Source organism: Phycisphaerales bacterium (genome assembly GCA_029268515.1).
In the GTDB taxonomy this organism is placed as follows: domain Bacteria; phylum Planctomycetota; class Phycisphaerae; order Phycisphaerales; family SM1A02; genus JAQWNP01.
Genome location: JAQWNP010000006.1, coordinates 640,739 through 651,332, shown reverse-complemented (window position 1 = coordinate 651,332; position 10,594 = coordinate 640,739). Strand labels below are relative to the sequence as shown.

Genomic DNA, 10,594 nt, shown 5'->3' with positions numbered 1-10,594 from the left:
AAGAAACTCGAAAGAATGCGACTCGAATTAAAGCAACTCGAAAGATGGCGACACGCAAGAAAGCAACTCGCAATAACGCGACTCGCAAGAAAGCAACTCGCAAGAAGGCGACACGCAAGAAAGCGACTCGCAAGAAGGCGACACGCAAGAAAGCAACTCGCAAGAAAGCGACTCGCAAGAAAGCAACTCGCAAGAAGGCGACTCGCAAGAAAGCTACTCGCAAGAAGGCGACTCGCAAGAAAGCGACTCGCAAGAAAGCGACCCGTAAGAAAGCCACTCGCAAGAAGGCGACTCGTAAGAAAGCCACTCGCAAGAAGGCGACTCGTAGAAAAACCGCTCGCAAGAGACGGTAGGCGACAATTGCAATATGCGCAGATTGCACCAGCAGGGCCGACTAAGTCGGCCCTGCTGTCTTTTGAAATGACCGTCGAGATCTGCTGTTTGACCTGCTAGAATCTCGCTTTACTAAAAGCCTACTCGGCAACGAATCAGCCTTGCCGCTGGGAGCACGATAATCCTATGACACATGTCATCGCAGAACCCTGTATCGGAACCAAGGACGCCTCCTGTGTGGAGGTGTGCCCTGTCGACTGCATTCATCCCACCAAAGACGAGGGCCAATTTGACCCAGCAGAGATGCTCTACATTGACCCCGAGACCTGCATCGACTGCGGACTCTGCGTTGATGAATGCCCCGTACAAGCAATCTTTCCAGAGGAAGATCTGCCAGAAGAATGGCACGATTACATAAAAGCGAATTCAGATTGGTATGAAGACCAGTGAGAAACCCAACTCGTTAGGGTCGGCGCCACATGCTTGCCTCGTACCATAATCACAGTCACTACAGCGATGGCAAAGCAAGTATCGCCGAAATGGCTGAAGCAGCCGATGCTTTGGGAATTGATGAACTTGGAGTCTCTGACCACTTTGTGATCCCACCGCAGGGCAATCCTCCCCGTTGGGCGATGCCTGCCACCTCACTGCCCTCGTACATCAAAGATATTGAGACTGCTGATAGGCAAGCCCGCTGCGAGATGCGCATGGGCTTAGAGCTTGATTGGTTTGAAGGCATGGGGGCAAGGCTTATTGAAACCCTAAAGCCGCTCCCTTTGGACTATGTCCTTGGCTCAGTCCACCACGTGGACTCATTTTGCATCGATGGTGCTGCTGCGAAATGGGAAAAGCTCGATCAAGATCAGATAAACCGGGTACACAACCGCTATTGGCAACTGATGAAGTCAATGGCCGAAAGTCGCTTTTGTGACATCATTGCCCATATCGATCTGCCTAAGAAATTTGGCTTTGTGCCAGATCAAGATCTTGCCAATGTCATTGAGCCGGCACTGGACGCTATTGCCGAAGCGAGCCTTGTTGTGGAACTCAATACTGCTGGTTGGCATAAACGGTGTGAGGATGCATACCCCTCGACGGAAATCCTTCAGCTTTGCTACGCCCGTGATATCCCCGTCACGATCTCCGCTGATGCACATCTGCCTGCTCATTTGTTGAGAGACTTTGGAGCAGCGGCGCAACGGCTCACTGAAGTTGGCTACCAACAGATTGCCCGGTTCAAGCAGCGAGAGGTTTGGTTTGAGCCTCTTGAAAATGCGGCACCAGACAATACTGGAATCAAGTCAGGCCGGGACAACTTCTAGGTTCGCAAGCACCGTCACGACCTCGGGAAGTGGCTTGATTGTCGCGTTGGAGCCGAGGTCGATCACGCTCACTACATCCTATGAACTGGCTGCTGCTGAACTGGCCGCTGCTGAACTGGCAGCTGCTGCCTGTTGAGCGGCGATCTGAGCCGCCTGGGCTCCACCAGTACTGCCCGCTCGAACCGATACCAGCGCTGGAATGCCCGCACCTTTGCCCTTAAACGGCTGATGCCAAACTTCTTCACCGGTCAGTGGATCAAGGCACCACGTCCAGCCTGAACAACTCACAATCAGCCGATCTTCATCAAGCATCATGCTCACGAATCCCGAGCCATGCCCTGCCTTCCATTCCCACTGGATCGAGCCGTCGTAGCGATCCACAGCAAAGACCTTTTTGGCAAACCCTATAAAGATCACATCATCAATTCTCTTCATCGTGTGTCTCCTTCGTACATGATAGCGATGAGATTCACCGATAGACGCATAGGCCACTACCGTGGTAGTACCGCCCGATGATGCAAAGCCGAACTCGGCTAAGCCTCCATTAAGCCGGGACAACTTCTAGGTTCGCAAGCACCGTCTTGCCACCGCGCACCTTCTGTCCCTCTTTGACCAAAACGGTGACCTGATCAGGTCGGGGCAGAATCAACTCCGCTGTCGAACCGAGTTTGATCATGCCAAAACGTCGGCCGCGAACAATTTCATCGCCCGGTACCAACGGACAGACGATTCGCCTAGCAATCATTCCAGAGACCAAACGCATGCCAACTTGCTCACCAGACGGCGCCCAACGAAGTGTCAAAAGTTGTGACTCGTTGTGTTCAGCGGCCTCGGGCGATCCTGCATGCAAGTAAAGACCCGGGCGATGAAGACTGGACAGCACCTGCCCGTCACATGGTGCACGGTTCACATGCACATCAAGCAGGCTTAGAAATATTCGTATCAAAACAGCTGGGCCATCTACAGCCTCGTGCTCATCCAGCTGCTCGACTTTTGTAATCACCCCATCGGCAGGGCTCAGAAAGGCCTCGGGCCCAAGCGACTTGTCGATACGCCGAATCGGATCTCTAAAAAATGCGGCAAAGGCAAACCAGATAATGAAGACCGGTATGCCCAGCCACCAAAAACCAATCAAAATGCAGATGAAGATTAAGGCCGCCGCAATGATTGTTGCGGTGAGCCAATCGCGCTTTGCGTAGCTTGCTAGCAGCATGACTTGGAATTCCCATCGAACCGTAGACAGAGAAACTGACCCTGAAACAGAAAGGGCAAGCCGATGTCAGTGCCTATGGCTGGAGGGTCTGTGTGGGGGGCCAATGTTTGAGTCTATTCAGAAGCGCGACCAGCGAAGCCGCCAATGATCGCCAATACGACGGCAATACCCACTAATCCGAGCGTCCAGATCCATAGTCCGTCTGCAAATGGAATCGCTAATTTGGGTGTCGTTCCTGAGAGCATCAAGATCGAACAAATTGCCACCAGAACCAGTGCGACAAGGCCTCCAATCAAGAGTCCAGCTGACCAGCCGGAGCCAACCCCGTCATACACTTCAGGGACATAGGCCATCTGATTCATTTCAGTCGCACGCAAATGCTCTGTAGCGCTATCTGTGCCAGCTGCCTCAAACAGACCTGAAGCATTCGCAGGAATTTCGACTTGATCATCTTCGCTTGAGTAGACCTCTTCTAAAAGTTCTGCACCAAGGGACGTGTCATCACTTTCACGGGTCAGGTCTAACAAGCCGCTGCCAGATCCGACTGCTTCCAAACTGAGTTCTTCAAAAGCAGCACCAACTTGCGTGCCACCAGATGGATCTTCTTGATCGGATAATGAACCAAAGTCCGTCTCAGCATTTGATGCTCCGGCACCAGACAGATCCATCATGGAACTGCCGCCACTGGCGCCTTGGCCGCCACCTATGTCGCTGCCACTGAGTCCCATCCCACTGCCGCCGGGCGCCTCACCACCGGTCAGACCGAGGCCGCTATCACTGGTTGCTGCCAGATCTAAACCGCTGCCACCAGGTGCATCTAAATCAAGAACTGAATCACCAGTATCTTCATCGCCACCAGTGAGAAGATCTATCTGTTCAATCTTGAACATCAACTTTTCACGATCACGAAACTCCTGGAGTTGGCCAGTCTTGGCCATCTCCCGAACTTCATCCTCTGATTTTCCAAGCCGACTTGCGGCTTCTTCGAGGGTGTAGAACATCTTTGCCATGTTCAAAAACTCCGCTGAAAAGTGACTGTTCCATTCCACTACCAAAGACGAGGGTAGTGCCGTAATCAAGAATCATATCGTGACCGGGCCACTGTGAGGGGGTTGTGCCGATCAAAACACAAGGTCATCGCTCATGATGACCTTGTTTTTCCTGTTATTGGCCACCAGGTCACCGCCATAGCGGATATCACAAGCACGATTGGGAGGCCAATACCCAAGATCCAGGCCATTGCAGCGGCCTGAGCCATCCAGGGGGCCGTGTAGAGTCCAATTGTGCTGCTGGCCCCTGGCATCGCCTCAGGCGTGTCCTGGAGGTTGAAGGTGAGCATTGAACTTCCCCCCAAGTCCATACCCCAGCGACAAAAGACCAAATTGACAGCGATGGCGACCAGCACACCCACGACGAGCAGTCCATATTGCCGACCCCGAAGCTCAGTCATAGAACCTCCGGCGCTATTGTACGCATTGGTCTGGCGAACGTTAACTGTCGAAGAGAAACTCGAACTCTGCAGACGTACCAAGCAATTCAGATCGCAATCGACAAAGGATGGAATCCAATCGCTGGCTAATACGTGACTCAGAACAGCCAATCGCCTGACCGACATCACGCATGGTCATCTGCTCGTAGTAATACAAAACGATAATGAGCTGATCACTCTTACTCAGTCGACGAACAATCCACTGCCGCAGATCCTGCCGGGCCGCTCGCCCAAGAGGCGTAGAGCAACTACTGTCAGAACTGCGTGTCGACGCGCCACCACCAAACCGATGATGACTCTCCGAAAAATTCGACAGAGGATCGTGGTCGCTATTCGATTCCAGACTATGCAAAGAAATGACTGCCGCTGGCCTCGCATCATTGAGATGCTGACGGAAATCCTTTGCATCAAGTTCCATTTCATGGCGCAGCTCTGCATCATCTGGCCGGCGACCATGTTCGGTGAGAAAGCGGTCCTCGGCACCTCTTACGCGTTTTGCTCGTGTTCGTGTCAAGCGTGGAACAGGGTCCAAGGCACGAAGATAATCCTGCATGGAGCCGGTGATACGTCGAGCTGAAAAGGTCTCAAAGCGAATACCACGATCAAGATCGAAACGTGATATTGACTCGACAAGGCCCAAATAGCCCTGCTGTATGAGATCATCAACTTCAATCTGATATGGCAGGCGGGACTGTAAATTTCGAGCCAAACCCGGCACAAAACTCGACATGTAATGTGTGACCAGCGTCTCTCTAGCTTTCGCAGAATGGCTGGCCTTTAAATGCCGCCATGTCTCCTCCAGCCACTGAGTACTGCTTGATGATTTTGGCCCCGCCAGCGCGTGCGGGAACCCCACCTGGATTTCTACAGGCATTGCGCGTCCTTCCATGAACATGCAACGGATCTTCGACCGCTCGGTGCCGTCCGATGGCACTGAGCAACCAAGAAATATCGGCAACGGCCGCCGTTCTCTCCAGTAAAGAACAAAGCAGCGCTTTGACGGAGGCAACTAGGCTGTGGCAGAACCCCAGGAGTGGGTGCTTATCCAACCCACTTGCTGGCATGAACTAGGCTGCAAGTGACTGCTCGTCTTCCTCATCAGAGGCGCGGAATACACCGCTTTCCGCATCACTTTTCTCAAACCAGTCCTCAACACGATCGCCAAGCTGTAATTCACTACCCATGGTCTTGCGGTAGCCTAATTTTCGCACGATCTCTAAGACATCGGTCCAGGTTGGAAACGTTTTACCATTGACCCTCTTGAAGGTATCGATAGCCATCAAGAACATGAATTGCTCCTGATTCATCTCACCCTCTTCCGCAGATCGCACAAAGTCTGTCCTGCGCCGACCTGGCCCACGGCGGCGTTCAAGATTTGTGGTATCTGTCGGATTGAGATGACGTCTATCAAGTCCAACCCTCTGATCTACAACACCATGGCTATGGTTTCTATTGGTGGTTTCTGATGCCTTCATGACTTCTCCCAGCCAGGATTCGCCTGGCTCAAACTGGTGGCACCCTGGGTGGCGTTACGTTACGCTGGATCGATGCCTCATTCTCCTCATTCGGCTGTTAGGCTTGCCTTATTCGGTGGAATTGGCCAGAACATGGCAAGTCATGGGTATTCAGGCCAATTACTGATCCGCCGTGACGGCGAACCGATAAGATTTTCCACTCCTCAGATCACCCAAACCTCCTAGGTCTCACAGACCGAACTTGCAAGAGCGCCTGGTGCTAGATGAACGAGCCTCAAAGCAATCGAATACCAGGCACATGGCATCCAGCGGCAGCGGTGCTCGCTTGGCTTTGGCCGGGTGCTGGGCACATGGCCCGCGGTGAACAACAGCGTGGATGGCTGATCATGGCTGGGGTTGTCTTCCTCGTCGCAACTGGTTTATTCGTTGGTGGACTGGGCGTTGTTGATTCCGAGTCCCAGCGCTTGTGGTTTCTCGCACAAATCTTGGCAACACCGGCGCTCTTCGGCGTCAATTTTGCTCAAGTCGCAATTATGCAGTCTTGGCCCGCTGAAGAGCTTCATATGCAACTTGGAATTGGCCGCGTACATGAATTGGGAATTCTCTTTGTTGCCATGGCCGGCTTGATGAACCTTGTGGCAATCCTAGATGTGCTTTACGACTTGCCCCGTGAAACAGATCGCCGCAAAGAGCCTTCGGAGCAGCAATCATGAATGCACTGATGAGCTTTATCCCCTTCATCTCACCAGTCAATTTCTTTCAGACGTGGTGGTACCTGTTGGTTATTCCATTGGCATTCGGCGTGTCGGTGATCTACAAAGCAATCCGACTGCCCAGAATGGACGCCTATTGGTTGCAGGTTTGGCTTATGACGGGGCAGATTGTCTTGGTCATGGCACTTCTCGCAATTGGCCTTGCTGTATTCATTCAACTGATTGTCCCTGTCATCTAATCTGCTTTCGATGACGTTGCCCCTGTAGCAGCCGCTACGGGTCCTGTAGCAGCCTAGAGCAAAAATCCAGGAACGACCCCAGGTTTTTATGCCTTGACGTCTACGCGGCCTTCTCGGGCTTTCGTCTTGGTGCCACGATGATGTTCCTGCTCGGACTGCTCCGATCCATGCTGGGGCACACGGCGGGCGGCTCCTGTTGAGGTAATTCCAGCAACGCGCAGATCAACCATGTCTGCATATTGCAGTGGCTTCTCGGCTTCGGCCTGCCTTTGACGGTTCCGCTGAGCTGTTGCTGTTCGCTGAGCCTGAGCCGTTTGGATCAGGGAGGTCAGGATGGGGGATCCGCCCGTACTCATGACTTAGGTATCGGCCGAATACCCTTACATATTGAAAGGCTTCAGCAATGGTTTATTTAAGGGCCATTATTCATTCGCTGAATCGATTGCCGGAGACTCTTTCTGCATCGAAGCGTCGCCCCAGATCCTTTGGAGAGACGGTAACAACACACTCTCAGGATTTGCTTTTTCAATTGCGGCGAGCCCTTCATTGATGGTCCTTTGCTCGTCGAGCTGATGCCCAATAAAGGCCAGAAGCAGCCCATAATCTGCAGCATCAGGCCCACCATGTGAAATACGATTCCGAAGCACATCCACAGCGTTAAAAAGGGTTTCTTTTGCTGGCATTAAATTCTCTCCGAGATTGACATCAATCATCTCGGGGTGTGCTCTCATCATGCTCTTCAGGGTGTGTGCCGCGGTCAGATAAAGACCTGCACCAATTTGGCTTTGTGCCAGGCCAGCTGCAGCCAATGGATTATTCGGTAATAACTGAAGCGCTCGCGAGAAACGCTTTTCTGCCCAGAAATACTGACCGGTTCTGAGTCGCTCTTCGCCAGCAGTAAGTAACTCATTAAAGCGATCTTTCGCGTCTGGTGTACTGAATTTTTCGAGCCTAGCATCATGTCGAAGAGCTCTATCAAGACGGTTTTTGGCCACGATTGGTGACTCTTCCTCCAGGCCTTCCTCAGCCGCGTCTTCTTCGCCCGTCGCAGCTGCATTCGCATCAGTGCCAATCACATTCCCCTGCAGATCGGTCTGCACCACGCCCATTGACAGTTCCTGCTGATACGTCGCATATGTATCCGACAGGGTTGAGAGTTGGTATGGCGAAACTTCCTCTCCAGCGTCACTGGCATAACGGCTTGCCATTGTCTGAAGAATAGAATCATGTGGTGATAAAGAGACAAGCCCATCCACTGGGCCAGTAGAGCTTAGTGCTGATCGAAGCTCGGCACGCTGCGCCGGGCGGCGGCCAATGTTGGCAAAGTCGATCTCTGATCCATCGGCTCTATTTGGTACAAAACGCCCACGGTCAAGGTCTTCTCTGAGCCGAGCCTCATCAAAACTCGTCAATCCCAACTGTTGCATGTCTACGCTCGCTGGGGTCAGTAAGAGGCCCCGCAGTGGTGAAGCTCGAATGCTATGAATTTCATCGGTACCGGCTTGCGAAAGCCCCACCATTTTGGCATGTCCCAACGTATGGGAGGCCCGCAGTTCGGATTGCAAAAGATTGCGTTGGTCCATCTTCAGCTGCGCTGGACTTGGGGCATCTGTTTGAAAACGATCAAATCCAGCCGAACGAACAACAGAGCTCCAACCAGGCGTCTGCCTGTAGTAGGCGTTATAGCTATCACGAAGAACTGGGTTTCGGATCGCCGGATTCGACTGGGTGCTGGTAAATATTGGCGTACGGTAATCCCGCGAAAAGTCATATCCAAGCGTGTTGTTCCATGATCTACCGCTCCAGGCTCTGCCTGGGTTCGTGATCATCCGAGTCGAGAAATCCTGCTGAGAGGCAGAGAAATTAAGGCCACCAGAATTACGCTGCGAACTGGCATCCAAGTTATGGCCCCAATCGCGGTAGACGCCACCAGGATCCAGGGCCTCACCACTTCCCAGCGCAAACTGGGCGAAGGACTGCGTGTTCGCAAACAAACTGATGGCAACCGCGATCGCAATCAACAGTGACTTTGGCAATGAACTCAGCATCAAGAAACTCCCAAACGTGACGATGTGCACCTTGTGACCTCAGTATGGTAGGACCCCATTTGCCGCACGTCTGTCCTGCATCGGATCAGATAGGCTCATTGGGAGAGATTTGTCGTGATTGGCCGGTCCAGAGAGGCTGTGAGCTACACTGAACGACCCATGACCCAAAAACGATATATCACCACACCAATTTACTACGTCAACGCTGACCCCCATATTGGTCATATTTACACCACGACCGTGTGTGATGTGTGGGCGCGATTTAGTCGTTTGAGTGGTCAGGACACCTTTTTTCTCACCGGCACTGATGAGCACGGCCTCAAGGTCGAACAGTCGGCTCAAGAGAAGGGCATTGCACCCAAACAATTTGCAGATGAAATCTCTGCTTCCTTTCGCAACGTCATGAATGCGATGGACCTGACTTTCGATGACTTCATCCGGACAACTGATCCCGGTCACGAACGGCAAGTTCAGCTTTTTGTCGAGCGACTTCAGCGTTCAGACGCTGTGTACTTAGGTGAATTTGAGGGCTGGTACGACCAAGGGCAGGAAGAGTATTACACCGAAACGCAAGCGAAGGAGCTTGAGTACAACTCACCAATAAGTAAGAAGCCATTGGTGCGCGCAAGAGAGAAGAATTACTACTTCCGCCTGAGTGCCTTCCAGGAACGACTTGAGCAACACTTCAAGGCGTGCCCAGACTTTGTTCGTCCATCTGCACGGTACAACGAAGTGCTCGGCCGCTTGCGTGAAGGGCTCAATGATGTGCCCATGAGTCGAACCAACTTCACATGGGGCATTCAAATGCCCAATGATTCAGATCATGTGATCTATGTCTGGATCGACGCACTCTTCAATTACATCACGGCCCTGGGCCTCGCTGAGCCTGAGAGCGAGCTGGCGATGCAGCGCTCTGATTACTGGCCAGCCACTTACCACGTGATTGGAAAAGAAATTCTCTGGTTCCATGCTGTGATCTGGCCTGCCATACTGATGGCCCTAGAAATTCCCTTGCCAGCGTGTATTTATGCACACAGTTTTTGGATCAGCGAAGGTCAGAAGATGTCGAAGTCGATGGGTAATTTCATCGACTGTGAATTGCTGGACCGCTATCGCGATGCCTATGGCCTGGATGCGCTTCGGTACTTCATGGCCACTCAAGGTCCATTGGGCGCCACGGATTCCAACTTCGCGGCAAGTCAGTTCCATGAAACATACGCGGCAGATCTGGTTAATACGCTGGGCAACTGTGCCAGCCGTGTCACCGCCATGATCGGAAAATATTTCGAAGGTCAGGTGCCCAATGAATGTGACCCTGACGGTAAACGCATTTCTGTGGGCGATACCGACTGGCCTCTACTCACTCAACAGGCTGCCAAAGAGAGTGCCGCATTGATGGCAGACTTTAACCTTTCAGGTTCAATTGCTGCAGCGATGGGCATCATTCGGAAGGTCGATGCGTTCATCAACGCTACAGAGCCATTCAAGCTTGCGAAAGATCCTGAGCAGCAAGCCGATTTGTCTGCCATCTTGTATCAATGTGCTGAGGCGATCCGTATCGCTGGATGCTTGCTTTGGCCGGTCATACCTGATCGTTGCGAAACGCTCTTCAAGGCCTTAGGCCAGACATTCGCTCCTGGTGAAGATCATCTGCAAGATCTCACGCAGTGGGGTCGGCTCCAACCAGGAACAAGCGTCGAGAAGATCGCTCTTTTCCCGCGAATCGATGCTGCACTCGATATGACGACTTCCTAGCTGAGAA

At 52.5% G+C, this 10,594-nt stretch carries 14 protein-coding genes; 6 read left to right on the top strand and 8 right to left on the bottom strand.

Annotation, left to right across the window (positions count from 1 at the left end):
• The 3 genes from P8J86_05670 to P8J86_05660 all read left to right on the top strand — a co-directional run.
• The coding region (locus P8J86_05670) for a hypothetical protein (GenBank protein MDG2054179.1) at positions 1-353 on the top strand (353 nt) is incomplete at its 5' end.
• Positions 354-519: 166 nt separating this feature from the next.
• Positions 520-783: a ferredoxin family protein gene (locus P8J86_05665; protein ID MDG2054178.1), complete on the top strand. Its 264-nt coding sequence runs from the start codon at positions 520-522 to the stop codon at positions 781-783.
• A 29-nt stretch (positions 784-812) separates the two neighbouring features.
• Positions 813-1,655 (top strand): histidinol-phosphatase HisJ family protein, encoded by an 843-nt coding sequence (locus tag P8J86_05660; protein ID MDG2054177.1) that lies wholly within the window; start codon positions 813-815, stop codon positions 1,653-1,655.
• A 78-nt stretch (positions 1,656-1,733) separates the two neighbouring features.
• Here P8J86_05660 and P8J86_05655 read toward each other — a convergent pair whose 3' ends face one another.
• The 6 genes from P8J86_05655 to P8J86_05630 form a co-directional block, all read right to left on the bottom strand.
• Entirely contained in the window at positions 1,734-2,090 is a 357-nt protein-coding gene (locus tag P8J86_05655; protein ID MDG2054176.1) for a PQQ-binding-like beta-propeller repeat protein, read from the bottom strand.
• Between the two features lie 109 nt (positions 2,091-2,199).
• Complete coding sequence (locus P8J86_05650; GenBank protein ID MDG2054175.1) at positions 2,200-2,868, bottom strand: phosphatidylserine decarboxylase; 669 nt, start codon at positions 2,866-2,868, stop codon at positions 2,200-2,202.
• A 113-nt stretch (positions 2,869-2,981) separates the two neighbouring features.
• Positions 2,982-3,878 (bottom strand): helix-turn-helix domain-containing protein, encoded by an 897-nt coding sequence (locus P8J86_05645; protein MDG2054174.1) that lies wholly within the window; start codon positions 3,876-3,878, stop codon positions 2,982-2,984.
• Between the two features lie 131 nt (positions 3,879-4,009).
• Complete coding sequence (locus P8J86_05640; GenBank protein MDG2054173.1) at positions 4,010-4,318, bottom strand: hypothetical protein; 309 nt, start codon at positions 4,316-4,318, stop codon at positions 4,010-4,012.
• Positions 4,319-4,358: 40 nt separating this feature from the next.
• Complete coding sequence (locus P8J86_05635) at positions 4,359-5,231, bottom strand: sigma factor (protein MDG2054172.1); 873 nt, start codon at positions 5,229-5,231, stop codon at positions 4,359-4,361.
• 193 nt (positions 5,232-5,424) lie between these two features.
• On the bottom strand, positions 5,425-5,832 hold the full coding sequence (locus tag P8J86_05630) for a hypothetical protein (protein ID MDG2054171.1): 408 nt from the start codon (positions 5,830-5,832) through the stop codon (positions 5,425-5,427).
• A gap of 263 nt (positions 5,833-6,095) precedes the next feature.
• Between P8J86_05630 and P8J86_05625 the strand changes: the two genes are divergently transcribed.
• Both P8J86_05625 and P8J86_05620 read left to right on the top strand, forming a co-directional pair.
• The gene (locus P8J86_05625; GenBank protein MDG2054170.1) at positions 6,096-6,545 is read left to right on the top strand and encodes a hypothetical protein; all 450 of its coding nucleotides are present in this window, start codon (positions 6,096-6,098) and stop codon (positions 6,543-6,545) included.
• Positions 6,542-6,784, top strand: a complete 243-nt coding sequence (locus tag P8J86_05620; GenBank protein ID MDG2054169.1) for a hypothetical protein — start codon at positions 6,542-6,544, stop codon at positions 6,782-6,784. Before P8J86_05625 ends, P8J86_05620 begins: the two co-directional genes overlap by 4 nt.
• Before the next feature lie 86 nt (positions 6,785-6,870).
• Here P8J86_05620 and P8J86_05615 read toward each other — a convergent pair whose 3' ends face one another.
• Both P8J86_05615 and P8J86_05610 read right to left on the bottom strand, forming a co-directional pair.
• Positions 6,871-7,140, bottom strand: a complete 270-nt coding sequence (locus P8J86_05615; GenBank protein MDG2054168.1) for a hypothetical protein — start codon at positions 7,138-7,140, stop codon at positions 6,871-6,873.
• A 66-nt stretch (positions 7,141-7,206) separates the two neighbouring features.
• Positions 7,207-8,832, bottom strand: a complete 1,626-nt coding sequence (locus P8J86_05610; GenBank protein MDG2054167.1) for a hypothetical protein — start codon at positions 8,830-8,832, stop codon at positions 7,207-7,209.
• Positions 8,833-8,991: 159 nt separating this feature from the next.
• Between P8J86_05610 and metG the strand changes: the two genes are divergently transcribed.
• Positions 8,992-10,587 carry a methionine--tRNA ligase gene (gene metG, locus P8J86_05605; protein ID MDG2054166.1) on the top strand — a complete coding sequence of 532 codons (1,596 nt, stop codon included), beginning with the start codon at positions 8,992-8,994 and terminating at the stop codon, positions 10,585-10,587.
• Positions 10,588-10,594 lie beyond the last annotated feature (7 nt).